Origin of the sequence: Pseudomonas sp. HOU2 (assembly GCF_040729435.1) — a bacterium.
GTDB lineage: Bacteria > Pseudomonadota > Gammaproteobacteria > Pseudomonadales > Pseudomonadaceae > Aquipseudomonas.
On record NZ_CP160398.1, the window covers coordinates 3,884,291 to 3,908,072 of the forward strand.

Sequence of the window (23,782 nt, forward strand, 5' to 3'; positions counted from 1 at the left end):
CATGAGCCGCAAACAGCAACTGCTCAAGCGTCATCGTCGCAATAAACGCATCACCTTGCTGATCGCCCTGATCGTGTTGATCGCGCTTGGGGTGCTGGTGGCGTGGTGGTTACCGCTGGTGCTCGCGCTGGTCGGCTGGGTCGCCCACGAGGCGTGGTTTGCCGATCATTTGTTCTATTCGCCGAAAGACGATTACCAGTACAGTTTTCCACCGTTTACACCGCAGCCGAAGGTGCATTTGAGCGGCGAGCAATTGCGTCTGGATGACGGCGTGATGCTGGTCGACGAAGCGACGTTGATCCTCGCGGTAAAAGTCAAAAGCACTTGGCTGGGACGCTTTTTCGATCCGCGCGTCGAACTGCTCGGCGGGGCGCATCCGGATGCGCAAACCTTCGAGCGCGGGGTCAGTGGCCTGCGTTACCTGAACCTCAGCGGTCAGGCGCAAGCTCTGTCGCAAGGCCAGTTGCGCTTGCGCGGACGCTTCTGCCGAGTCTCCGGCGAGCCGCTGCTGTGGGCACTCGAGCAACCGGACTACCGCCGTCAGCGGGTGCTGGTGATTGCACCGCACGCCGACGATGCCGAACTGGCGGCGTATGGCTTGTACAGTCAGGCCGATGACGCCTGGATCGTCACCCTGACTGCGGGTGAGATTGAAGCCGAACACTATCAGCAGATGGGCATGAACAAGGTCGAGGCGGCGCGGCTCAAAGGCCGTCTGCGTGCCTGGGACAGCCTCGCCGTGCCGCGTTGGGCCGGTGTGCCGCAGGAACACTGCGTGCAACTCGGTTACTTCTGCCTGCAACTGGCGGCGATGCAGGCCGCGCCGAATCAGGCGGTGGGCTCGCGCGAAGCCGACCTGAACGACACGCGCCTGTTTCGTCAGTTGAATCCGTTCACTCTGCCGGGCGATGCCGATGGTGCGCCGACCTGGAACAACCTGCTGGCCGACCTGCGTGAGGTGCTGTTGCGCGCCCGTCCTGACGTGATCGTGCTGCCGCATCCGACCCTCGATCCGCACCCTGACCATATCTGCGCCCAGCAAGCGGTTTTGCAGGCGCTCCAGGGTCTCGACTGGCAGCCGACGCTGCTCGGTTATGCCAACCATTTGCATGACAACGACCGCTGGCCGATGGGTAACACCGGGCAGGGCATTGCCTTGCCACCGGCCTTCGATGCGGCGGTGCCGATGCAGCCGTTGTGCCTGCCGCTGTCCATCGAGTTGCAACGGGACAAGGCCATGGCGCTGGGCATGATGCATGACCTGCAGCCGCCGGCTCCGTTCAAGCGTCGACTGCGTCGGGTTATTCAGCGTGTGCTCGCCGGGCGGGCCGCGTCGGTGTACGGCGAAAACGAATTTTTTCGAAAAGCGGTCAGGCGCCAGGAGTTGTTCTGGCTACTGAAGCACGGTGAGACAGGCGTCCAGCGGGGAGAGTCATGAGTCAACGGTCCAAGGTGTTGCAGCTGCAACCCGACTACAACGTCAAAGCCCATGACTTTGCCGACCTCGCCGAGCAGATCGTCAAGGCGCTGCCGAGCGATCGCTATGAGATCACCGCGGCTTTCCTGCGCGGCAAACCGGGGCCGGGCGAGCCGGTAAGCCGGGCCGACCATTCGGTGTACTTCGAGTTTTCCGACAAGTCGCTCAAGGGTATGCGCCTGCGGGCGATGTGGCAGCTGTACAAGTTCTGCCGCCGGGAAAAGTTCGACGTGGTGATCTGCAACCGCTTCAAACCGGTGAACATGATGCTGGCGCTCAACCGCTGGTTGAAGGTGCCGCTGTGCATTGGCATCTCCCACGGTTTCGGTGAGTACGATCGCTTCTACCGCCGTCGTCAGACCCAGCGTCTGATCGATCGGCACTGGCGCTTCGTCGGTGTGTCGCCAGCGGTCAAACAATACTTGCTCGATTGCAATTGCGGCTTCACCGACCAGAACACCTATGCCATTACCAATGCCATCGATATCGAGCAGGCGGAAGGCTTGCAGCACAGTCGTGAGAAAGCGCGTGAGCTGCTGGGCATCGATCCGCATGTGCGCTTGATTGGTGCGCTGGGGCGATTGGTGTCGGTCAAGGGCCACACCTACCTGTTGCAGGCTTTCGCCCAACTCAAGGACAAGTACCCGAATACGCAGTTGGCGATCATTGGCGCCGGGCGTTTACAGGCGCCGCTGGCAGCCGAGATCGAGCAACTGGGTTTGAGCGGCCGTGCGCACCTGCTGGGTTTCAAGGAAAACGCGCTGCAGTACGTGCGTGCGTTCGACATCTGGACCATGCCATCGCTGGCCGAAGGCCTGGGCCTGGCCTTGCTCGAAGGCATGAGCGGACACCTGCCGGTGATCGCTTCGAACGTGCCGGCGATGTTGCCGCTGATCGAAGGTGCCGGTGGTTTGGCGATCACGCCCAAGGACGTGCCGAGTCTGGTCGCCGCGCTGGATAACTATCTCGCGCTGTCGGACGACGAACTCAAGGCCAAGGGCGAGCAGGCGTATCGCTATCTGCAGGAACAGCACGACATCGAGGTGTTCCGTCAGGAATACCTGGACCTGATCGACTCTGGCCTGGAGCAGGCCCGCAAGGAGCAGCCGTGAGCGAAGAGAAAGCCGTGAGCGAAGCCAACGCCCTCGTCACCGTCATCATCGCCTCGTACAACCACGGCCCGTACATTGAGGAAAGCATCCTCAGCGTCCTCAACCAGAGCTACAAGAACATCGAGTTGCTGGTGGTCGATGACGGTTCGAAGGACGACAGCGTCGAGCGCATCAACGCGCTGCAGGCGCAGTACGGCTTCGATTTCCGTGTGCAGCAGAATCAGGGCCTGACCAATACCCTCAACGGCGCTATCGCCCGTTCGAAGGGCAGCCTGATTGTGCCGTTCGGCTCCGACGACATCATGTATCCCGAACGTATTGCCACCCAGGTGGCGTATATGGACGGCAAGCCTGAAGTCGGGATCTGTGCCGGCAATATCGAGCTGATGCACGCCGACGGCAGTCTTTACCCGGAGAAACGTCAGCGCCGCGACGTGCCGTTCCGTCGTCTGGATTTCGACGACATGTTCCTCGAGCGCAAGCCGTATCCGCCGGCGCCGACGCTGATGATTCGTCGCGAGGCGCTGGAGAAGGTGGGAGGGTTCGATCCGACGATTCGTCTTGAAGACCTGTACATCGAGCTCAAGGTGACCCGTGCTGGCTACTTCATCGACGGTTTGAACATGGTGATGGCGCGCTACCGCAAGCACGCCACCAACTCGTACAAGAATCACCGCTTCATGATCGAGAACATCCTGCGCACCTATGCGCTGTTCAGCGATCATCCGCTGTACGACGAAGTGCGCTTCAAGGCGCTGAACTCAATGTTCCTCAAGACCGCCAACCGCAATCGCAAGCTGGCAAGGGAGCTGCTGGCGCAGATCCCGTTCAAGGCCTGGAACAAGAAGACCTGGCGCGGACTGGGGCGTTTGCTCTTTTCCCCACTGGAAAAGGACTGAGCCGACAGTCGCTCGCGCTCAGCGAGCGACCTTCTCCGGCAGGCGCTTTTCGCCCTTCTGACGCTGGCGCAGCCAATGCACAACCTTCTTGCCGGCAGCCATGCCCGGCTGCTCGATATAGAGAAACGTCGCGCTGCTGATCAGAATCAGCAAGCACGTGCAGACGGCCACCAAGGGCAGGTACACCGCCGTTTCCCGCGCATCGATATCCAGCAGCAGCGGCAGCCGTTGCACCATCAGCCACAGCACGAAACCGTGCAGTAGGTAGGTGCTGTAGCTGATCTCGCCGAGCCAGCGAATACTGCGTGGTTTCAGCGCGCCGAACAGATTATTGCCGGACGCCACGATCACGAAAAACAGTCCCAGCAGAAACAGCGGTGCAGTCTTGAATGCCCGACTGAACGCGGTGAATGCAATCACTAGCGCGAGCACGGCGATGATGCTCGCCAGACGCGACTGGCTCCACGCCACGAGCGCCGGTCGGCGAATCCAGTAGGCGGCAGCGATGCCACCGAGGAAACTCGCCAGAAAGTGTTTTTTCAGTGAATGCTCCCAGCCGATGACCTGGTACAGCGCGTAGATGCCGATCAGGCACAGCACCACCTGCAACCAGCTGCCGCGGTAGATGAACACCAGTCCGGCGAGTGGCAGCGCCAGATAGAAAAACACCTCATAGGCCAGCGTCCACGTGACGTTGGATATCAGCATGCCGGAGTGACGGTACTGGTTGATGTCCGGCCGGTCGAACGTCAGCCAGGCGAGAACCTGCTTGAACAGTTCCAGACCGGGTTCTTTCAGTTGCCAGTCCTGCAAGTGGAAGACCGACACGAACACCAGCACCATCAACGGCAGGTACAGCGGATACAGGCGGAAAACCCGTGATACGCCGAACGCCAGCCAGTCGTGGTTGCGGCCTTGCGCGAGCAAGCGGCTCCAGAACAGAAATCCGGTGATCATGAAGAACAGCGCCACGCTGCCCTGACCGAGCATCGAATAGAAATTGCTCGGGGGGAAATCGATCACACCGGTGCGCAGGAAAATCCAGGTGATGATCGAGTGGTGCACGAATACGCCAAACGCCAGATAGCCGCGCAGGCCGTCGATGCTGGCATAGCGGCTTTCACCGGAATGCTGCAGATACCGGGCTATTTTCGGTACCGCGCGCAACAGCAGGGCCGAAGTCACGATGGCCAGCAGATAGGCGGCCAGTGCAAATAGAGGATTGGTTTCGTTCATCATTGAACCCGGGCCGGGGCGTTGCCGGCCAGCACTTGCCTGTGCAGATTTTCAACCGCGGATTTGGACGCCGTCACGGCGTATCCCTGAAGCAACGCATCGAGGTGATCCTCGAACAGCCAGCGTTTGTCGACAGTGTAACGTTGCATATGACGCAAATTGCGTTGGCGCAGGGAAAGACTGAGCGGGGTAGGGTAGATACGCAGGTCGGCGAGATCGATCAAACCGAACTCGCCGTCTTCCAGTACCAGTACGTTACCCAGGTGCAGCGAGCGGAAATAAACGCCTTTCTCGTGCAGTTGCGCCATGAATTTGCCGAAACGCTCCACCAGCGCCTGGCGCACTGCCGGGGCAGTAATGCTTTGCAGCACCTGACGCAGCGTGTGCCCCGGTAGCGGTGCGTAATGCACGGCGCTGCTGCCATCGTCGAGACGGTAAAGATTCAATATTTGCGGGGTCGGAATGCCCATCTGGCGCAGCTGTTCGCTGTTGACCGCGAAACGTTCGGAGTAGGGATTGAAGCTGCCGGAGGTGTACCAGCGGCGACGGCGGAACAGCTTGAGGAAGCTGCCGTCGGTCAGGCGCAAGACTTTCGGGCCGAGGCCGTCTTCTTCAATGATCTGGGCCGCGCTGCTCATGTGCTCCAGGTCAGCGGTCGCCAGCTTTTGCACCGGCTGGGTCAACAGGCGCCGCGCGCGTTGATTGATGCTCAACGCTGCGATCAGTGCCAGCGGGATCCACAACAGGAACCAGTGCTCCTTGGGCCGCGAGATGATTCCGCCGCCTTCGGTCAGCCCGGCCCCGATACCGAATACCAGCCAGGTCGAGGCAATGATCAGCAGTGGCTGCACACGCTGACGCCAACTGCTCAGCAGGCCCCACAGCAGGAAGAACAACCAGGGCAGCAAGCCGATGATGCCGACGTAATACAGCACGCCCAGGATAAAGCTGTGCGGTTCCTGAAAGCTGACGCCATTACCGGGGTCCACGGCAAGGGTGGCGCTGTAGCCATGACCGATCCATGGATGATCGGCAATCATGTGCAGTACCTTCTGCCAGATTTCCAGGCGATAGGAGTCGCCACGTTCGGTGATCATCTGCGAAAACAGGGCAATGACTGTTACGCCGCTCAGGGACAGCGCGATCAGTAACCCCACCGAGCGCCGGTTCCAGCAAATGAAGCACAGCCATATCGCAGCCATGGTCAGTGCCACCAGCGGTGTCCGGGAACCGGTGCCGATCACGGCCATGAACATGATTGCCATCGCCGGCACGCTGAGCCACATCATCTGGCGACGCTTGCAGGTCATGGTCACGCTCAGCCAGTAGGCACTGAAGAACCCGAACAGGTGCGAGCTGAGCAGCGGATTGTCGAAGGCGCCGCCGCCGATCAGGCGCATCCCCGGCTCATAAACCCGGGCGAACATGAACAGGAAAACGCCGGTAGCAATCAGAGCGACCAATGCGGCGCCGAACAGCAAAGGTTGCAGGATGTCGCTGCGGTAGCGCACCAGCAGGTAGCAGCCGGCAAACAGCAGCAAGGTATGCAGTGGTGGCTTGAACATTCCACCGAGCGGCTCACCGCCCGGCCCCCAGGCGAGGCTGAGCAACGCCCAGGCGGCGAACAGCAGGGCCGCGATGAAAATCGGCTCGCGCAGCAGCTCCTTGAGTTCGCGTGGGCGCAGGCACAGGGCGATCAGTGTCGGAATGCTGAACAGGCCATAGAACAACTTGTGATGCAGACTTCGACCCGGCAAGAAGAACAGCGCGCACAGGAGCAGGAAATAACCGGTGGGAAGAATCCACAGGCTAATGAAATCGAAAATCCGATTGGACGTACTGCTGAAGCCGCGAAGTTGCATGCTGTGAGATTCATTCCTGAGGTTGATCGACCATTCGAGTGATGGCTATTTGATGCAGAAGAGGTGCATAACAATAACAGCCTTTCGCCGATTGCCAGAACCCTGAAGAAGCTGTGCTAAAGTCAGCGTCCTTTTTATCGACTTTCGCGTGATATGACCGATTCCAGTCCCGCCGCAAGCCCATCGAGCTTGAAAATCTACTTCCGCCTGCTCGGCTATGTCCGGCCGTACATCAGTCTGTTCCTGATCAGCATCGTCGGCTTTCTGATTTTTGCCTCGACTCAGCCAATGCTCGGCTACATCCTCAAGTACTTTGTCGATGGCCTGTCCAACCCTGAAGCGGTGCTGTTTCCCTCCGTGCCGTACCTGCGCGACCTGCAACTGCTGCAGGCCGTACCGTTGCTGATCATTCTGATCGCCGCGTGGCAGGGGCTGGGCTCGTATCTGGGCAACTACTTCCTGGCCAAGGTTTCCCTCGGGCTGGTGCATGACTTGCGCGTGCAGCTGTTCAACAACCTGCTGGTACTGCCTAACCGCTATTTCGACAAGCATAACTCCGGTCATCTGATTTCGCGTATCACCTTCAACGTGACCATGGTCACGGGGGCGGCAACAGATGCGATCAAGGTCGTAATCCGTGAAGGCATGACGGTGATCTTCCTGTTTGCCTCGTTGCTGTTCATGAACTGGAAGCTGACCCTGGTGATGGTGGCGATCCTGCCGCTGATCGCCGTAATGGTGCGCACCGCCAGCAAGAAATTCCGCAAGCAGAGCAAGAAGATCCAGCTGGCGATGGGCGATGTCACGCATGTCGCCTCGGAAACCATCCAGGGTTATCGCGTGGTGCGCAGCTTCGGTGGCGAGGCCTATGAAGAGAAGCGCTTCCTTGATGCCAGCCAGGGCAACACCGACAAGCAACTGCGCATGACCCGTACCGGCGCGATCTACACGCCGATGCTGCAACTGGTGATCTACACCGCCATGGCCGTGCTGATGTTCCTGGTGCTGTACCTGCGCGGTGACGCCTCGGCCGGTGACATGGTCGCCTACATCACCCTGGCGGGCCTGCTGCCCAAGCCGATCCGTCAATTGTCCGAAGTCAGCTCGACCATTCAGAAAGGCGTGGCCGGTGCCGAGAGCATTTTCGAGCAACTGGATGTCGAGCCGGAAGTCGATACCGGCACCGTCGAGCGCGATGCGGTGAGCGGTCGTCTGGATGTGCGCAACCTCAGCTTCACCTACCCGGGCACCGAACGTCAGGTACTTGATGACATCAGCTTCTCGGTCCAGCCGGGGCAGATGGTCGCACTGGTAGGGCGTTCGGGCAGCGGCAAGTCGACGCTGGCCAACCTGATTCCGCGTTTCTATCACCACGACAAGGGCGAAATTCTCATCGACGACGTGGAAGTCGAGCAGTACAAGCTGCTCAACCTGCGTCGTCACATCGCCCAGGTGACCCAACACGTCACGTTGTTCAGCGATACCGTGGCCAACAACATCGCTTATGGCGATCTGGCCGGTGCGCCGCGTGAAGACATTGAAAAAGCCGCGCGTGATGCCTACGCGATGGACTTCATTTCGCAACTGCCGCAAGGCCTGGACACTCAGGTCGGCGAGAACGGCGTATTGCTTTCCGGTGGCCAGCGCCAGCGTCTGGCGATTGCCCGTGCGCTGCTGAAGAATGCGCCGCTGCTGATTCTCGACGAGGCCACCTCGGCACTCGACACCGAATCCGAACGGCACATTCAGGCGGCACTGGATCAGGTGATGAAGGGGCGTACCACGCTGGTGATCGCTCACCGTCTGTCGACCATCGAGAAGGCCGATCTGATTCTGGTCATGGATCAGGGGCGTATCGTCGAGCGCGGCACCCACGACCAGTTGCTGGCGCAAAATGGTTACTACGCGCGCCTCAACGCCATGGGCCTGGATGCCCCGGCCGAAAATATCGCCTGATTCCAGGCCCTGCCCTGTGGGAGCGAGCCTGCTCGCGAAAGCGCTGCAACAGACGACGTCCGTGTCGAATGTTCACCCGCTATCGCGAGCAGGCTCGCTCCCACAGTCGTTTGTATCCAGACCTTTACCCTTCTTGACCAAACCGGAATAAATCCGGGCATCGCGCTTGTTAAGGTTCCTCAACGAACTCTGACTTTCATCGAGGGGGCCATCCCCGTCGCGCGGGTGCTTTCATGCTGCAACGCTATCTCTGGAAACTGCTGCCCAAGCCACAGCGGGCCTTTCTGCTCGGGCGCCTGTCAGTAGTCGATCGGCAGGTGGTGAACAAGTCGATGTCAGCCAACCTGACGTTTCCCCAGCCCTTCCAGCAGCGCTCCTGCCTGTTTATCCATGTCCCGAAATGCGCCGGCAGCAGCGTTTGCACGGCACTGTTCGACGGCTGGCGTCCCGGGCACTTGCCGTTGTACTGGTATGAAGAGCAGTTCCCCGAGCAGTTCGCCAACGCTTTCAAGTTCGCTTTTGTCCGCAACCCGCTGGAACGCGCCTATTCGGCCTACGCCTTTTTGCGTGGCAACGAGTTGAGCGCCCGTGACCATCCGGCGCAACGGCTGGTGCGGCAGTACCGCGATTTCGACGATTTTGTCGCGCGCTGGCTGCATCCGGAAACGATTGCCCGGCAATTGCACTTTGCCGCGCAGACCGACTTTCTGACGGACTCGCTGGGGCATCTGGCGCTGGACTTCATCGGTTATCAGGAGCACCTGACGCGGGATTTTCGTCTGGTTTGCGAACAGTTGGGGCTGACTGGCGAGTTACCTCACGTCAACGGCTCGCGGGAACGGCAATCGATGCCGGCGCGCGAGTTCTGTTCGGTGCGCACCCGGCGTCTGGTGCGTCGGGTTTATCAGCGTGATTACGAGTTGCTCGGTTATGAATGAGTCCCTGTCACTGCCGCTACAGACGCTCGCCATTCGGCCTTACGGTCTGGCGCTTTCGCACCAGGCCCGGGCCGCGCTCAAGGCGCAACGCCCGCGTTGCCTGTGGTTGACCGGGTTTTCCGGCGCCGGCAAGTCAACCCTGGCCAATGCCCTCGAACTGCACCTGCATGCGTCGGGTCTGCACACCTTTCTGCTCGATGGCGACAATGTGCGCAATGGCCTGTGTCGCGACCTGGGCATGAGCGACATCTGCCGCCGGGAAAACATCCGGCGCATGGCCGAGGTCGCACGGTTGATGGTCGACGCCGGGCTGATTGTGATCGTTGCGGCCATTTCGCCGTTCCGCGCCGAACGCGACGCTGCGCGCAGGCTGTTTACCCAGGGTGATTTCATTGAAGTGCACGTCAGTACTTCGCTGGAAGTCTGCGCCCGGCGTGATCCGAAAGGCTTGTATCAGGCCGTAAGGGAAGGTCGGATCAAGCACTTTACCGGCGTGGACAGCCCCTACGAAGCACCATTGGCAGCCGAGTGGCGGATCGACACCGAGGCGCTGCAATTGTCCGAATGCTGTGGACAACTGGCGGCACTGGTGCTCAAAAAATGATCAAAGATACGGACTGTTTCATCCTGTTGCAGGCTGCACTCAAGCCTGCGCCAACCCTGTGTTAATATCGCGCCCCTGTTCATTTTGTATGTGGGTTGCTCCATGAAGTTGTCCATGCCGCGATTCGATCAAGCCCCAGTCTTGGTGGTCGGCGATGTCATGCTCGACCGTTACTGGCATGGTGGAACCTCACGGATTTCCCCTGAGGCACCGGTTCCGGTCGTAAAAGTCGAGCAAATCGAAGACCGCCCGGGCGGTGCTGCCAACGTTGCCTTGAACATTGCCGCGCTGGGTGCGCCGGCGTCGCTGGTCGGTGTGACCGGTGATGACGAAGCCGCCGACAGCCTGAGCAACAGTCTCAAGGGCGCGGGCGTGCGTGCCCTGTTCCAGCGCATTGCGCATCAGCCGACCATCGTCAAGCTGCGGGTCATGAGCCGGCACCAGCAATTGCTGCGTATCGATTTCGAAGAACCGTTTGCCACCGATGCGCTGGCTCTGGCCTCGCAGGTCGATGATCTGCTCGAAGGGATCAAGGTGCTGGTGCTGTCCGACTACGGCAAAGGCGCGCTGAAAAACCATCAGGCGCTGATTCAGGCGGCCCGGGCCAAAGGCATTCCGGTGCTGGCCGATCCCAAGGGCAAGGATTTTTCGATCTACCGTGGCGCCAGTCTGATCACGCCGAACCTCAGCGAATTCGAAGCCATCGTCGGCGGCTGCGCCGATGAGCACGAACTGGTGAGCAAGGGCGCGGCCCTGATGCACGATCTCGAACTCGGCGCGTTGCTGGTCACCCGTGGTGAACACGGCATGACCCTGCTGCGTCCGGAGCATCCGGCGCTGCATTTGCCGGCCCGTGCCCGTGAAGTGTTCGACGTGACCGGTGCCGGCGACACGGTGATTTCCACCCTGGCGGCGGCGATCGCTGCCGGTGAAGAACTGCCGCACGCGGTGGCGCTGGCCAATCTGGCGGCAGGCATCGTGGTCGGCAAGCTCGGTACTGCAGCGATCAGCGCTCCGGAACTGCGCCGTGCGATCCAGCGCGAAGAGGGTTCAGAGCGTGGTGTCCTGGGTCTGGAGCAACTGGTACTGGCGGTCGCCGATGCTCGCGCGCACAACGAGCGCATCGTCTTCACCAACGGCTGCTTCGACATTCTGCATGCCGGGCACGTGACCTACCTTGAGCAGGCACGCGCCCAGGGCGACCGTCTGATCGTGGCGATCAATGATGACGCCTCGGTCAGCCGCCTGAAGGGGCCGGGACGTCCGATCAACAGTGTCGACCGACGCATGGCGGTTCTCGCCGGCCTCGGTGCGGTGGACTGGGTGATCAGTTTCCCGGAAGGCACCCCGGAAAACCTGCTGCGCGAGGTCAAGCCGGACGTACTGGTCAAGGGCGGTGATTACGGTATCGACCAGGTTGTTGGTGCCGATATCGTCAAGGCTTACGGCGGTACGGTGAAGGTGCTGGGTCTGGTGGAAAACAGCTCGACCACTGCGATCGTGGAAAAAATCCGCGGTCAATAAAGCCAAATGATCGCCGCCTGCGGCAGCTCCTACATTGGAATGCATTCCAGTGCAGGAGCTGCCGCAGGCGGCGATCTTTTGCGTTTCAGGAACTGACTTTCTTGCGCGGTACGATCTTCTTCAGCAGTTGCTTCGCCTTGCCGCGCAACCGCGCCAGTCCAGTAGGTTTCTCCGGCGGGTTCAGACCCTGCTGGCGTAACCAGTCCTTCCAGCGAATCCGCTCCTCGCGCACCAGCCAGCCGTCCTGTCTGGCAAAACTTTCGGCCAGATACAGGCCGCGCGTGCCTGCCGGAGACAGCTGACCTTTCTTCAAGGTATACAGCTCGGCCAGCGGTTCGCCGTCCTGCAATGGCATCAGGTATAGATCGGGGCGTTTGCGGTCCAGTCGCGCCACCAGTTGATCACCTTCCAGACGTTCATCGACGTGAAACAGACTCAGGGATTTGGCTTCCTTGGGCACTTCCAGGCGCAAGTCGTAGATCAATTGCAGCGATGCGGTGGGCAGATGCACATAGGCCCGTGGCCGTTCGAGCAATTGCAGATTGGCGCAGCGCACCGGCCGCGCGGAACCGGACTGCGGCGTCAGGCGAAACGGCAGGGCCTCGCGATAATGCAGGGCGGCGGAGTAGGGCGCGGGTAGCCAGGTGTCGTTGAAGCGTCCGCCGAGCCAGCCTTCCGGGGTTTCCAGCAGACACTCTTCGGCAATTTCCTGAATCGCGGTGTGCAGCGGGATGTTCAGTTCTTGAGCAGGTACGTAACCGGAAATCAGCTTGAGCACGACGTCCCCACGATCCTGCCGACGCTGGCGCACCAGCACCCAGTAATCGCGATTCTGCCACTGCAGGGTCAGGCGCACCGAGACCCCAAGGTTGGCCAGCTCCACCGCAAAGCGCTCGGCATCCGCCACACTTACAGGTTTGCGCCGCTGCAGGGTCTGGGCGAAATTCAGCGGCATGCCGACGCTCTGGTAGGTCAGGCCTTCGGGCGTGGCTTCGACGAACAGCGGCAGCGTCTTGAAGTTGCTCGGGTTCTTTCTGATGAGCGTGCGCGGCATGTCGGCTCCTGCTTAAGGCCGCGAGGCGGCGTCAGTGACCACGAAGGACCTGGGCAACGGTCGCAACGTTATGGGCGAGGTGCAGCGGATTGATCGTCCCGACAATAGCACTGGCCACGCCGGGCTGCTGGAACAACAACTCGAAGCTGGCGCGCACCGGATCCACGCCCGGACTCAGGCATACATGGCCGCTGGCCAGGGCTTTTTTCACCAGAATGGCTTTGCCGTGGGCGGCAGCATAGTCAATGACTGCCTTCTCGTTCTGTTCGTTCAGATTGTAGGTGACCATCGCGCAGTCCCCTTGCTCCAGCGCCTTGAGTCCGCCCTCGACCGTTTTGCCGGAGAAACCGAAACCGCGAATCTTGCCCTCGGTCTTCAGCGCCGCGAGGGTTGCATAGACTTCGCTGTCATTGAGAATCGCCAGGTCGTTACCGTCGGAGTGCACCAGCACCAGGTCGATAAAATCGGTTTCAAGACGTTGCAGGCTGCGCTCCACCGACATCCGCGTATGCGCCGCACTGAAGTCATGGCGCGACAGGCCGTCGGTAAACTCTTCACCGACCTTGCTGACGATCACCCAGTCCTGTCGCTGGCCACGCAACAACGGGCCGAGGCGTTCTTCGCTGCGACCGTAGGCCGGGGCGGTGTCGATCAGGTTGATGCCCAGCCCTTTGGCCTGATTAAGCAGCAGGCGTGCCGCGTCATCGTCGGGGATCTGGAAACCGTTGGGGTATTTCACGCCTTGGTCGCGGCCAAGTTTGACCGTGCCCAGGCCCAGCGGTGAAACCATCAGCCCGGTGCTGCCCAGTGGGCGATGCAGTTCGTGCAGGGTCGCTACGCTCATGGCAACAGTTGCTCCCAGGCCGGTACGCCCATCGGTGGTTTGGGCAATGCCGGCAGTGGTTCGGTCGGTTGTGGCTGGATGCCGTCGCGTTCCAGCGAGGCGATGACCCGGTCGGCGAAGTCCGGCGCCAGTGCCAGTTTGGTCGGCCAACCCACCAGCAGGCGACCCTCCTCGGCGAGGAAGGCGTTGTCCGGGCGGGTAAGGCCGGTTTGCAGCGGCTCGGCGCGGTCGACGCGCAAGGTCGCAAATTGCACCTGGCTCAGGTCGATCCATGGCAGCAATTGACCGAGTTCTTTCTGCGCGGTGGCGATCTGCTCGGCTGGCTCGCGGGCCACGCCGTCGCTTTCGGCAATGTCACCGCCCAGATACCAGACCCAGTTGCCGTCGGCGGCCGGGTGAGTGGTGACGGTAATGCGCGGCTTGGTGCCGCCGCCCAGGCAGTGGGCGTACAGCGGCTTCAGGCTGGGGCCTTTGGCGATGATCATGTGCAGGGGCCGACGTTGCATTTGCGGATGAGTCAGGCCCAGGTCTTCCAGCAACCGGGCAGTGCCGGCACCGGCACTGAGAACGATGCGCTGGGCGCGAATCTCGCGGCCGTCGACTTTCAGGCCGACCAGCACACCCGCTTCCAGCAGCGGCTCGATGGTTTGCCCGGCGAGCAGACCGTCACCGGCCAGATCGGCCAGGCGCTGGATCAGGCTCGGCACGTCGACCACCAGTTCGGCGAGGCGGTAGACCTTGCCCTTGAAGCGCTTGTCTTGCAGGGCCGGCGGCAGTTGATCGCCCTTGACCTGATCGACGCGGCCACGCACGGCCTTGCTGGCGAAGAAACTGGTGAGGTTGCCGGCGAGGGTGCCGGGCGACCACAGGTAATGCGCTTCGGACAACAGGCGTACGCCGGACAGGTCCAGTTCGCCGTTGCCGGCCAATGCTTCACGCCAGCGTCGCGGCATGTCGGCAATGGCTTCCGAGGCGCCGGTCAGCGCGCCGTGCAAGGCATACTTGGCGCCGCCATGGATGATGCCCTGGGACTTCACACTCTGCCCGCCGCCGAGGCTGGCGTTTTCCACCAGCACGGTCGAAAAACCCTGGCGGCGCAGACGCGCGTTCAGCCAGAGGCCGGCGACACCAGCGCCGACAATCAGAACGTCGGTGGAAATAACGGATGGCATGCAACGACCTCAGTGTTCAAGACGAGGGCGCAGTATACAGACTCGGGGAAAAAGGGATTTGAGGGTGATCAATGTAGGAGTGAGCCTGCTCGCGATGGCGATTGTGGATTCGACGTTGTGTCGTCTGATCCACCGTTATCGCGAGCGGGCTCACTCTTACAGGAAACCGCGATGTCAGTTAATGCCCTGCGGTCTTGGAGAACAGCTGGATGACCACCACGCCGAGCACGATCAACGCCATCCCGAGCATTGCCGGCACGTCCAGCTTCTGCCCATAAATGAACAGCGCCGCGACACTGACCATCACGATGCCCATGCCCGCCCACACGGCATACGCCACGCCGACCGGCACGGTGCGTACCACCAGAGTCAGCATCCAGAACGCGATACCGTAGCCGATGATGACCAGAATCAGCGGCAGCGGTGTACTCAAGCCTTTGACCGCTTTCATCGAAACCGTGGCGATCACTTCGGCGCAGATGGCGATAGCCAGAAAGGCGTAGGCGTTCATGTGTAGATCCTCATGTAAAACGTTGCTTGCTGAGGCGGCATTCTAGTCGCTCGTCAGATGCGGTAAAGTCATCACCTATCTGTTATGAAGATGGGTTACAGCATGAACACCCAGTGGAATCTGGAACAACTGCGCGCTTTCGTCAGCGTCGCCGAACAGCGTTCGTTTTCTGCTGTGGCGCGCCAGCAACGCAAGGCGCAGTCGGCGATCAGTAGCGCCATTGCCATGCTGGAGGATGATCTGGGCGTCAGCCTGTTCGAGCGTAGCAGTGGTCGCCAGCCCCGGCTCACCGAAGCCGGTGAAGCGCTGCTCGAAGAGGCGCGTGAGGTGTTGCGCCAATGCGAGCGCCTCAATGGTCGGGCAATGGCGATGATGCGTGGTCAGGAAGCGCAGCTTCGAGTTGCTCAGGACGAGGCGATGCCCTATCAGGCACTGGTGGAAAGCTTCGACGCGCTGGCCGAGCAATTTCCCAGCCTCGAAGTGCAGCTGACCAGCGCCGCCCAGGGTGAAGTCGCCCGCAAACTGGTCGAGCGTCGCGCCGATCTCGGCCTGCTGTTCTATCACGATGAAATTCCCGAGGCACTGGAGCGCCGGGTATTGGGACGGGTGGAAATGGTCACCGTCTGCGGGATCAATCATCCACTGGCGACGCAGTCCTACGTCACTTGCCAGCAACTGGCGCAGCATCGGCAGCTGCTGATGTCGACGCAGACCAGTGTCTACCCCGGCAACGAACCGGCCAGCCCGCAAGTCTGGCGCGCTGACAGTTTCTACGTGATGGCCGAATGGCTGGTGCGGGATCTGGGCTGGGCCTGGCTGCCCCGGCATGTGGTGCAGTATTCGGCCTATCAGGGGTTGATGGTCGAACTGGACAGCGAATGGACCCCGCCGGCGCTGGTGGTGGAACTGGTCTGGCGCCGAGATGAGCCTCTGGGGCCGGCGGCGCGCTGGCTGGCGGAACGTTTTGCCGTGCACTTGCGGGCGATTGGCGACAAAAGTCGATAAACTCCGCCGCCATGAATAGAACTCTCTACACCGCGCTGTTTTACCTGGGGCTGCCATTGGTGGCGATTCGGCTGTGGCTGCGCTCGCGCAAGGCCCCGGCATATGCCAAACGGATTGGCGAGCGCTTTTCCTGCGGGATGCCGTCACTGCAGCCCGGCGGGATCTGGGTGCACGCGGTGTCGGTTGGCGAAAGCATTGCTGCTGCGCCGATGATTCGCGCCTTGCTGCAATGTTATCCACAGTTGCCGATCACCGTGACTTGCATGACCCCGACCGGTTCGGAACGGATTCAGGCACTGTTCGCCAATGAGCCGCGCATCCAGCATTGTTATCTGCCCTATGACTTGCCGTGCGCAGCGGCGCGTTTTCTGGATCACGCCAAACCGAAACTCGCCGTGATCATGGAAACCGAACTGTGGCCCAACCACATTCACCAGTGCGCCATGCGCGGTATTCCTGTTGCGCTGGCAAACGGCCGACTGTCCGAGCGTTCCGCCAGAGGTTATGGCCGCTTCAGCAAACTGACTGCGCCGATGCTCGCCGAGATGAGTTTTTTTGCGGTGCAGACCGAGGCTGAAGCTCAGCGCTTCCGTGATCTCGGCGCGCGTCCGCAGACGGTCGAGGTCACCGGCTCAATCAAGTTCGACCTGACCATCGACCCGCAGCTGCTGCAGCGCGCCCATGAACTGCGCGGCCAGTGGCAGGCGCTGGAGCGCCCGGTGTGGATCGCCGCCAGCACTCACGAAGGCGAAGACGAAGTGGTGCTCGACGCCCATCGCCGGCTGCTGGCGAACTACCCGAATGCGCTGCTGATTCTGGTGCCGCGCCATCCCGAGCGCTTCAACTCGGTGTTCGAGTTGTGTCAGCGCGAAGGCTTTGCCACGGTGCGCCGATCCACCGGTGCCAATGTCGAGGCAAACACCTCGGTGCTGCTCGGCGACACCATGGGCGAGTTGCTGTTTCTCTATGCACTGGCCGACAGCGCCTTTGTCGGTGGCAGCCTGGTGCCCAACGGCGGGCACAATCTGCTGGAACCGGCGGCACTGGCCAAACCGGTGATCAGCGGCCCGCACCTGTTCAACTTCCTCGACATCGCCGCGCAAATGCGCGAAGCCGGGGCGTTGGCCGAAGTGGATGATGCCGAAGGGCTGGCGGTGGAAGTGCAGCGCCTGTTCGAATTACCCCGCGATGCGCAACGCATGGCCGAGGCCGGGCTGGCGGTGATGCGGCGTAATCAGGGGGCGTTGCAGCGGTTGCTGGATGGGCTGGGCAAGTTGATTCGCTGATTTGCACTCAACCCCTGTGGCGAGGGAGCTTGCTCCCGTTGGGCAGCGCAGCTGCCCCAAGCCCCGATACATCGAGTTGCCAGGTTTACGACTGCTGCGCAGCCGAGCGGGAGCAAGCTCCCTCGCCACAGGTATCTTGTTTGCTGTTTACGGGCGTGCCTTGAGCTGCGCCTCGGCTGCCTTGGCCAGATCCGGTGGCAGGAAGTCCTTGTCCGGGTTGTAGTCGGCTTTCAGATAGCGCCGCAGATCTTCCAGGTCACCCGGATTCAATGTCCCCGCCGCCTGCTTCAGGCGCAGGTTGTCGAGGATGTAGTCGTAGCGGGTGTTGTTGTAGTTGCGCACCGAGGTGTACAGCTGACGCTGGGCATCGAGCACGTCGACGATGTTGCGCGTCCCCACCTGATAACCGATTTCCGTGGCTTCCACCGCGCTCTGGTTGGAGATGATCGACTGACGTCGTGCCTGCACCTGCTCGACATCGGTGTTCACCGCGCGGTGCAGGTTGCGGGTGTTTTCCACCACTTGCCGGCGCAGGGACTCGCGCTGTTGCTCGCTCTGATCCAGTTGCGCATAGGACTGGCGCACTTGCGAACTGGTCAGCCCGCCGCTGTAGATCGGAATATTCAGTTGCAGCGCCAGGGTACGTTGATCGACGTTGCCACTGTACGGCGTACCGAAGGCGTTCGGGTTGGCAAAGCCGAGGGCGTCGTTGTCACCCTTTTCGTATTTGGCCACGGCATCGAGGGTCGGCAAGTGGCCGGCCTTGCGCTGCTTGAGGGTCTGTTCGGCGGAACTGACCGCAAAGTTGCTCGCCAGCAGATTGAGGTTCTGTTTGCCCGCGGTGTCGACCCAGGCCTTGGCGTCGTTCGGTACCGGCGGCAGGATCGGCAGCGTGTGGACGATGCCCTGAATCGAGTTGTACTGACGGTTGGTCAGGGTGATCAGCGCTTCGAACGCATCGTCGACCTGACGCTGCGCAACGATGCGGTTGGCGCGCGCGGTGTCGTAACTGGCTTGTGATTGCAGGACGTCGGTCTTGTCCGACAGGCCGACATCGAAGCGCTCGTTGGACTGGTCGAGCTGACGCTTGAACGCGGCTTCTTCAGCCTTGGTCGAGGCCAGGTTGTCCTGACTGCGCAGCACGTTGAAGTAGCTTTCGGCCGATTGCAGAATCAGATTCTGCTCGGTGGCCGAGAGTTGCAGCGCGGCTTGTTCGTTGACGTCCTTGGCAGCCTGGTACTGGAACCAGCGGTCAGCGCGGAACAAGGGCTGGGCGAGGGTCGCCTGATAGGAATGCGCGCTGCGATTGGCAATGGCCGAAGGCTGGTCGATCGAGGTGCGCACATCCGCCACTTCGGCGCCGCCAGACAAGTTCGGCAGCAAGCCGGCACGGGCCTGCGGCACCACTTCTTTCTGGGCGCCGTACTGGGCGCGGGCGGCGGCCAGATCGGCGTTGTTGTCGACGGCTTCCTGATAGACGCTGACCAGATCGGTCTTGGTCGACAAGGGCGCTTCTGCTGCCCAGGCCATTGCGTTGGACGCACAAGACACGGCAAGAGCCAGTGAAAGTTTGCGCAGCATGAGGCGATCCCTAGCAAAAATATTACGGAAATAATGTGCGCGCCAAGGCTACGGCGCGGCCCCGGCAGCGTCAAGGCGCGCAGGGCACAGCGAGTGTAGTTGCGCAATCGTGCGGCAACAATCCTGCAAGTCCCGCTAATTGCGCCATTCATCATGGTGTTTGCCGCGGTGTTGGCGTTCTTTGCCGGTTGTGTCTAGACTGGCCGGGTTCTTGTCGGGGTGCCTTGCTATGAGGCTGAGATCGAATAATTTCGGATCCCGTTGAACCTGATCAGGTTAGCGCCTGCGTAGGGAACAAGATTTCTCGTCACCCGGCGAGTCCTCTTGTGCTTCGTCCGGGAAATTGTTCGACAATCGAACGCTCGACGACGATGCACAGCACCAGTCCTGGTGCGTCCGTGCCTTTCAGGTTCTGCTCCGACAATCCACTGCCTGGATGCTGTCTGGAGAGCCCGTGATGACGACAAAAGCAAAAAACGCGATCAACCTGAGTGACTCGGCCAAGGTCGACGAGCAATCGGTCAAGCCGTTCACCCGTTCGCAAAAAGTCTACGTTCAGGGCTCGCGCCCGGACATCCGCGTGCCGATGCGCGAAATCACCCTTGATGTGACCCCGACCGACTTCGGCGGCGAAATCAACGCGCCGGTCACCGTCTACGACACCTCCGGCCCGTACACCGATCCGAACGTGGTGATCGACGTGCGCAAAGGTCTGGGCGACGTGCGTTCGGCGTGGATCGACGACCGTGGCGACACCGAGCGTTTGCCAGGCCTGAGTTCCAACTTCGGTCAGGAGCGCCTCGCCGACCCTGAACTGACCAAACTGCGTTTCGCTCACGTCAACAACCCGCGCCGGGCCAAGGCCGGGGCCAACGTCAGCCAGATGCACTACGCGCGCAAAGGCATCATCACCGCCGAGATGGAATACGTCGCCATCCGCGAAAACATGAAGCTGCAAGAAGCCCGCGCCGCTGGCCTGTTGACTCAGCAACACGCCGGCCACAGCTTCGGCGCGAGCATCCCGAAAGAAATCACCGCTGAATTCGTCCGCGAAGAAATCGCCCGTGGTCGCGCGATCATTCCGGCCAACATCAACCACGTCGAACTGGAACCGATGATCATCGGCCGTAACTTCCTGGTGAAGATCAACGGCAACATCGGCAACAGCGCCCTGGGTTCGTCCATCGAAGAAGAAGTGGCGAAACTGACCTGGGGCATTCGCTGGGGTTCGGACACCGTGATGGACCTGTCCACCGGCAAACACATTCACGAAACCCGCGAGTGGATCATCCGCAACTCGCCGGTGCCGATCGGTACCGTGCCGATCTACCAGGCACTGGAGAAGGTCAACGGCGTCGCTGAAGACCTGACCTGGGAGCTGTTCCGCGACACGCTGATCGAGCAGGCCGAGCAGGGCGTCGACTACTTCACCATCCACGCCGGCGTGCTGTTGCGCTACGTGCCGCTGACCGCCAAGCGCGTGACCGGCATCGTTTCCCGTGGCGGTTCGATCATGGCCAAGTGGTGCCTGGCGCACCACAAAGAGAACTTCCTCTACACCCACTTCGACGAAATCTGCGAAATCATGAAGGCCTACGACGTCAGCTTCTCGCTGGGCGACGGCCTGCGTCCGGGCTCGATTGCCGACGCCAACGACGAAGCGCAATTCGGCGAACTGGAAACCCTCGGCGAGCTGACCAAGATCGCCTGGAAACACGACGTGCAGTGCATGATCGAAGGCCCGGGCCATGTGCCGATGCAGTTGATCAAGGAGAACATGGACAAGCAGCTGGAGTGCTGCGACGAGGCGCCGTTCTACACCCTCGGCCCGCTGACCACCGATATTGCGCCGGGTTACGACCACATCACCTCGGGTATCGGTGCGGCGATGATCGGCTGGTTCGGTTGCGCGATGCTCTGCTACGTGACGCCGAAGGAACACCTCGGCTTGCCGAACAAGGATGACGTGAAGACCGGGATCATCACCTACAAGATTGCCGCCCACGCAGCGGACTTGGCCAAAGGGCATCCGGGCGCGCAGATTCGCGACAACGCCTTGAGCAAGGCGCGTTTCGAATTCCGTTGGGAAGACCAGTTCAACCTCGGTCTCGATCCGGACACCGCGCGTTCGTATCACGACGAAACCCTGCCGAAGGACTCGGCCAAGGTCGCGCATTTCTGTTCGATGTGCGGGCCGAAATTCTGCTCGATGAAGATCACCCAGGAAGTCCGCGAGTATGCGGCCAACCAGCGGATCGACGCGGTCGACGTGGATGTCGCCCAAGGCCTGGCGGAACAGGCCGAGCGGTTCAAGAAGGAAGGCAGTCAGCTGTACAAGAAGGTTTGATCTGACCTGAAAGGCTCTGGGATGACCGGAGCCTCTGTGGCGAGGGAGCTTGCTCCCGCCCGGCTGCGAAGCAGTCGTAAATCCGGCCAACGCGTTCTGATTGAAAGAACGCGTTGGCCGGTTTTGGGTCTGCTGCGCAGACCAGCGGGAGCAAGCTCCCTCGCCACAGGCATGGTGTGCGATCACACACAACAACAAATGTCCCTCTGAGATAACACCCTTGAGCATTCAACCCGGCACTTATTCCCCCGACCTCGCCGTACCCGCCGACAAGCGAGTATTCGGCGGTCGCGATCTGTTTTCCCTGTGGTTCTCCCTCGGTATCGGCCTGATGGTCTTGCAGACCGGTGCCTTGCTCGCGCCCGGTCTGGGCCTCTCCGGTTCGCTGCTGGCGATTTTCCTCGGCACGCTGGTTGGCGTGCTGCTGTTGGCCGCCGTTGGCGTGATCGGCAGCGACACCGGTCTGTCGTCGATGGCCGCGCTGAAACTGAGTCTCGGCAGCAAAGGCGCGAGCCTGCCGGCGCTGCTCAACCTGCTGCAACTGATCGGTTGGGGCTCGTTCGAAATTATCGTCATGCGCGACGCCGCCAGCCTGCTCGGCAGCCGTGCGTTCAGCGAAGGTTCGCTGTGGGCCAACCCGATGCTCTGGACCTTGTGCTTCGGCGCACTGGCGACTTTGCTCGCGGTCAGCGGGCCGCTGACGTTCGTGCGCAAGATCCTGCGTAAATGGGGTATCTGGCTGATCCTCGCCGCGTGCATCTGGCTGACCTGGAATCTGTTCGCCAAGGCTGATCTGGCGGCACTCTGGGCCCGTGCCGGGGACGGTTCGATGCCGTTTGCCGTGGGCTTCGACATTGCCATCGCGATGCCGCTGTCGTGGCTGCCGCTGATCGCCGATTACTCGCGTTTCGGCAAGCGGGCGAAGAACGTCTTCGGCGGCACCGCCATCGGTTTCTTCATCGGCAATTTCTGGTTGATGAGTCTCGGCGTGGCCTACACCCTGGCGTTTGCGCCGAGCGGTGAAGTCAATGCGTTGCTGCTGGCACTGGCCGGGGCCGGTCTGGGCATTCCGCTGTTGCTGATTCTGCTGGATGAGTCGGAAAACGCTTTCGCCGACATTCATTCGGCAGCGGTGTCGAGCGGGATTCTGTTGCGCCTGAAAGTCGAGCATCTGGCCTTGGCCATCGGCGTGATCTGCACCCTGATTGCACTGCTGGCGCCATTGGCGCAGTACCAGAACTTCCTGTTGCTGATCGGCTCGGTGTTTGCGCCGCTGTTCGGCGTGGTGCTGGTGGATCACTTCATCCTGCGCAAGCGCAGCGCTCAGGTGGCGTCAGGCGCATTGCGCTGGCCGGCGCTGTTGGCGTGGCTGGGCGGGATCAGCACCTACCACTTGCTGGCGAATCTGTATCCGGATGTCGGCGCGACCCTGCCGGCACTGGTGCTGGCAGGGCTGTTGCAGCTGGTGCTCGGGCGAGCCTTCAGTTACGGCCCGGAAACAGCTCGGGTTTGAGAATGCCGTTCAGGCGCGGGTAAGGGATCTTCAGTTCGACGTGGCCCAGCGCGTAAGGCGCGATGGTGCTCACGTCGTACTTGAGGATCACGCCACCGTAGGTCAGCGCCACGTTCGGGGTTTTCACGAACGGCCAGCTCTTCACGAAATCCGCTTCCTGATCGAGCTTGGTGCTGATCAGCCAGCTGTTGTGCGCCACTTGCGCCGCTTTCCAGAACGCGTCTTCCTGACCCGGCAGCAACATGTCCGACAGGTTCAGCACTTTATGCTGCTGGCGCGAATAGTTGATGAAACCGCGCCCCGGGGTGCCATGGGCGCCGCCGGTGTCGAGGTAGCTCGACAGCTCGATGATCACCAAGCCGTCATGCTGCTCGCGTACCTTGGCCTGCAGATAGCTGCTGTTGCGCGGGCCGGCGGTACGCAGGAACTGCTCACGATAGGCGGCCAGGGTCGGCGCAACCGGGGCGTTGGTCTCGGTGCGGGTCATTTGCAGCAGGCGTTTTTCGATGATGCCGTCCAGCGCAGGTTCGGCGGCGAAGTGCACGGTATCGATATTCACCAGCGGGCAGTCCGGGTTGGAACAGCCGGGTTTCAGGGTTTCCGACGCGTCGCGGGTGGTGTCCAGCGGCGTGCGGTAGTTGGGCTGGAACAGGTTGGCGCAGGCGCCCAGGGTCAGGGCGATGGCGGCCACGGAGGCAATTTTGAAAAGCGACATGGGCGTCCTTTCTGAAACAGGGGAAGGCGAAAAGTTATCCGCTTCGACTCTCGCCGAAGCAGTCAGTTCGCCACTAAGCTAATTAGAGTGGGTTTCGCCGCCACCGTCCATCCCGCTGACGGTAAAGGGGCTGCATCAATCATGGC

Annotated in this window: 19 protein-coding genes and 1 riboswitch; of the genes, 11 read left to right on the forward strand and 8 right to left on the reverse strand. The window is 61.3% G+C overall.

All coding sequences use genetic code 11. The annotated features are described in order from the left end of the window. The first annotated feature begins 1 nt into the window (after window position 1). Genes ABV589_RS17550 through ABV589_RS17560 form a run of 3 tightly spaced genes read left to right on the forward strand, consistent with a single transcriptional unit; the run spans window position 2 to window position 3,488 of the window. The gene (locus ABV589_RS17550; RefSeq protein ID WP_367082759.1) at window positions 2-1,438 is read left to right on the forward strand and encodes a PIG-L family deacetylase; all 1,437 of its coding nucleotides are present in this window, start codon (window positions 2-4) and stop codon (window positions 1,436-1,438) included. Further along, the gene (locus ABV589_RS17555; RefSeq protein ID WP_367082761.1) at window positions 1,435-2,589 is read left to right on the forward strand and encodes a glycosyltransferase family 4 protein; all 1,155 of its coding nucleotides are present in this window, start codon (window positions 1,435-1,437) and stop codon (window positions 2,587-2,589) included. Before ABV589_RS17550 ends, ABV589_RS17555 begins: the two co-directional genes overlap by 4 nt. Window positions 2,590-2,603: 14 nt before the next feature. Continuing rightward, the gene (locus ABV589_RS17560; protein WP_367086213.1) at window positions 2,604-3,488 is read left to right on the forward strand and encodes a glycosyltransferase; all 885 of its coding nucleotides are present in this window, start codon (window positions 2,604-2,606) and stop codon (window positions 3,486-3,488) included. A gap of 18 nt (window positions 3,489-3,506) precedes the next feature. Here the strand turns inward: ABV589_RS17560 and ABV589_RS17565 are convergent, their stop codons facing one another. Beyond that, on the reverse strand, window positions 3,507-4,724 hold the full coding sequence (locus ABV589_RS17565) for an acyltransferase (protein WP_367082762.1): 1,218 nt from the start codon (window positions 4,722-4,724) through the stop codon (window positions 3,507-3,509). Beyond that, window positions 4,724-6,586, reverse strand: coding sequence for a bifunctional O-antigen ligase/aminoglycoside phosphotransferase family protein (locus ABV589_RS17570; RefSeq protein WP_367082764.1), 1,863 nt, complete (start codon window positions 6,584-6,586; stop codon window positions 4,724-4,726). Before ABV589_RS17570 ends, ABV589_RS17565 begins: the two co-directional genes overlap by 1 nt. A gap of 153 nt (window positions 6,587-6,739) precedes the next feature. Here ABV589_RS17570 and msbA point away from each other — a divergent pair, with 153 nt between their 5' ends. The 4 genes from msbA to hldE all read left to right on the forward strand — a co-directional run bounded on the left by msbA (window position 6,740) and on the right by hldE (window position 11,608). Continuing rightward, on the forward strand, window positions 6,740-8,542 hold the full coding sequence (msbA, locus tag ABV589_RS17575; RefSeq protein ID WP_007967369.1) for a lipid A export permease/ATP-binding protein MsbA: 1,803 nt from the start codon (window positions 6,740-6,742) through the stop codon (window positions 8,540-8,542). A gap of 233 nt (window positions 8,543-8,775) precedes the next feature. Continuing rightward, the gene (locus ABV589_RS17580; RefSeq protein ID WP_367082766.1) at window positions 8,776-9,480 is read left to right on the forward strand and encodes a sulfotransferase family 2 domain-containing protein; all 705 of its coding nucleotides are present in this window, start codon (window positions 8,776-8,778) and stop codon (window positions 9,478-9,480) included. Beyond that, window positions 9,473-10,084, forward strand: coding sequence for an adenylyl-sulfate kinase (gene cysC, locus ABV589_RS17585; protein WP_367082767.1), 612 nt, complete (start codon window positions 9,473-9,475; stop codon window positions 10,082-10,084). The genes ABV589_RS17580 and cysC overlap by 8 nt, the downstream gene beginning before the upstream one ends. A gap of 102 nt (window positions 10,085-10,186) precedes the next feature. Further along, the gene (gene hldE, locus ABV589_RS17590) at window positions 10,187-11,608 is read left to right on the forward strand and encodes a bifunctional D-glycero-beta-D-manno-heptose-7-phosphate kinase/D-glycero-beta-D-manno-heptose 1-phosphate adenylyltransferase HldE (RefSeq protein WP_367082768.1); all 1,422 of its coding nucleotides are present in this window, start codon (window positions 10,187-10,189) and stop codon (window positions 11,606-11,608) included. Window positions 11,609-11,693: 85 nt separating this feature from the next. On the opposite strand, the gene ABV589_RS17595 is transcribed toward hldE, so the two are convergent. From ABV589_RS17595 to ABV589_RS17610, 4 genes are all read right to left on the reverse strand, one after another. Next, window positions 11,694-12,662: a hypothetical protein gene (locus ABV589_RS17595; protein WP_007967378.1), complete on the reverse strand. Its 969-nt coding sequence runs from the start codon at window positions 12,660-12,662 to the stop codon at window positions 11,694-11,696. A 31-nt stretch (window positions 12,663-12,693) separates the two neighbouring features. Further along, window positions 12,694-13,506 carry an aldo/keto reductase gene (locus ABV589_RS17600; RefSeq protein ID WP_367082770.1) on the reverse strand — a complete coding sequence of 271 codons (813 nt, stop codon included), beginning with the start codon at window positions 13,504-13,506 and terminating at the stop codon, window positions 12,694-12,696. Next, on the reverse strand, window positions 13,503-14,678 hold the full coding sequence (locus ABV589_RS17605) for an FAD-dependent oxidoreductase (RefSeq protein ID WP_367082771.1): 1,176 nt from the start codon (window positions 14,676-14,678) through the stop codon (window positions 13,503-13,505). Before ABV589_RS17605 ends, ABV589_RS17600 begins: the two co-directional genes overlap by 4 nt. 178 nt (window positions 14,679-14,856) lie before the next feature. Further along, the gene (locus tag ABV589_RS17610; RefSeq protein ID WP_367082772.1) at window positions 14,857-15,189 is read right to left on the reverse strand and encodes a multidrug efflux SMR transporter; all 333 of its coding nucleotides are present in this window, start codon (window positions 15,187-15,189) and stop codon (window positions 14,857-14,859) included. Between the two features lie 102 nt (window positions 15,190-15,291). Between ABV589_RS17610 and ABV589_RS17615 the strand changes: the two genes are divergently transcribed. Both ABV589_RS17615 and waaA read left to right on the forward strand, forming a co-directional pair. Then, window positions 15,292-16,194 carry a LysR family transcriptional regulator gene (locus ABV589_RS17615; RefSeq protein WP_367082773.1) on the forward strand — a complete coding sequence of 301 codons (903 nt, stop codon included), beginning with the start codon at window positions 15,292-15,294 and terminating at the stop codon, window positions 16,192-16,194. A gap of 11 nt (window positions 16,195-16,205) precedes the next feature. Continuing rightward, complete coding sequence (waaA, locus tag ABV589_RS17620) at window positions 16,206-17,480, forward strand: lipid IV(A) 3-deoxy-D-manno-octulosonic acid transferase (RefSeq protein ID WP_367082774.1); 1,275 nt, start codon at window positions 16,206-16,208, stop codon at window positions 17,478-17,480. Between the two features lie 147 nt (window positions 17,481-17,627). Here waaA and ABV589_RS17625 read toward each other — a convergent pair whose 3' ends face one another. Beyond that, window positions 17,628-19,061, reverse strand: coding sequence for a TolC family outer membrane protein (locus ABV589_RS17625; RefSeq protein WP_007967388.1), 1,434 nt, complete (start codon window positions 19,059-19,061; stop codon window positions 17,628-17,630). A gap of 205 nt (window positions 19,062-19,266) precedes the next feature. After that, a riboswitch (TPP riboswitch) is annotated at window positions 19,267-19,372 on the forward strand. Between the two features lie 146 nt (window positions 19,373-19,518). Here ABV589_RS17625 and thiC point away from each other — a divergent pair. Both thiC and cytX read left to right on the forward strand, forming a co-directional pair. Continuing rightward, the gene (gene thiC / locus ABV589_RS17630) at window positions 19,519-21,408 is read left to right on the forward strand and encodes a phosphomethylpyrimidine synthase ThiC (RefSeq protein WP_007967390.1); all 1,890 of its coding nucleotides are present in this window, start codon (window positions 19,519-19,521) and stop codon (window positions 21,406-21,408) included. Between the two features lie 220 nt (window positions 21,409-21,628). Next, a complete protein-coding gene (gene cytX, locus ABV589_RS17635) occupies window positions 21,629-22,921 on the forward strand; it encodes a putative hydroxymethylpyrimidine transporter CytX (RefSeq protein ID WP_367082777.1) in 1,293 nt (430 codons plus the stop codon). On the opposite strand, the gene ABV589_RS17640 is transcribed toward cytX, so the two are convergent. Further along, window positions 22,890-23,636 (reverse strand): RsiV family protein, encoded by a 747-nt coding sequence (locus tag ABV589_RS17640; protein WP_329698879.1) that lies wholly within the window; start codon window positions 23,634-23,636, stop codon window positions 22,890-22,892. The two genes, cytX and ABV589_RS17640, sit on opposite strands and share 32 nt — an antisense overlap. Window positions 23,637-23,782 lie beyond the last annotated feature (146 nt).

Bases quoted from the DNA above. Each gene is read 5' to 3' on its own strand.
- ABV589_RS17625 (WP_007967388.1), bottom strand. From the start codon at position 19,061: ATGCTGCGCAAACTTTCACTGGCTCTTGCCGTGTCTTGTGCGTCCAAC.
- ABV589_RS17600 (WP_367082770.1), bottom strand. From the start codon at position 13,506: ATGAGCGTAGCGACCCTGCACGAACTGCATCGCCCACTGGGCAGCACC.
- ABV589_RS17570 (WP_367082764.1), bottom strand. From the start codon at position 6,586: ATGCAACTTCGCGGCTTCAGCAGTACGTCCAATCGGATTTTCGATTTC.
- msbA (WP_007967369.1), top strand. From the start codon at position 6,740: ATGACCGATTCCAGTCCCGCCGCAAGCCCATCGAGCTTGAAAATCTAC.
- hldE (WP_367082768.1), top strand. From the start codon at position 10,187: ATGAAGTTGTCCATGCCGCGATTCGATCAAGCCCCAGTCTTGGTGGTC.
- ABV589_RS17640 (WP_329698879.1), bottom strand. From the start codon at position 23,636: ATGTCGCTTTTCAAAATTGCCTCCGTGGCCGCCATCGCCCTGACCCTG.
- ABV589_RS17595 (WP_007967378.1), bottom strand. From the start codon at position 12,662: ATGCCGCGCACGCTCATCAGAAAGAACCCGAGCAACTTCAAGACGCTG.
- ABV589_RS17615 (WP_367082773.1), top strand. From the start codon at position 15,292: ATGAACACCCAGTGGAATCTGGAACAACTGCGCGCTTTCGTCAGCGTC.
- ABV589_RS17580 (WP_367082766.1), top strand. From the start codon at position 8,776: ATGCTGCAACGCTATCTCTGGAAACTGCTGCCCAAGCCACAGCGGGCC.
- waaA (WP_367082774.1), top strand. From the start codon at position 16,206: ATGAATAGAACTCTCTACACCGCGCTGTTTTACCTGGGGCTGCCATTG.
- ABV589_RS17555 (WP_367082761.1), top strand. From the start codon at position 1,435: ATGAGTCAACGGTCCAAGGTGTTGCAGCTGCAACCCGACTACAACGTC.
- cysC (WP_367082767.1), top strand. From the start codon at position 9,473: ATGAATGAGTCCCTGTCACTGCCGCTACAGACGCTCGCCATTCGGCCT.
- thiC (WP_007967390.1), top strand. From the start codon at position 19,519: ATGACGACAAAAGCAAAAAACGCGATCAACCTGAGTGACTCGGCCAAG.
- ABV589_RS17610 (WP_367082772.1), bottom strand. From the start codon at position 15,189: ATGAACGCCTACGCCTTTCTGGCTATCGCCATCTGCGCCGAAGTGATC.
- ABV589_RS17605 (WP_367082771.1), bottom strand. From the start codon at position 14,678: ATGCCATCCGTTATTTCCACCGACGTTCTGATTGTCGGCGCTGGTGTC.
- ABV589_RS17550 (WP_367082759.1), top strand. From the start codon at position 2: ATGAGCCGCAAACAGCAACTGCTCAAGCGTCATCGTCGCAATAAACGC.
- ABV589_RS17565 (WP_367082762.1), bottom strand. From the start codon at position 4,724: ATGAACGAAACCAATCCTCTATTTGCACTGGCCGCCTATCTGCTGGCC.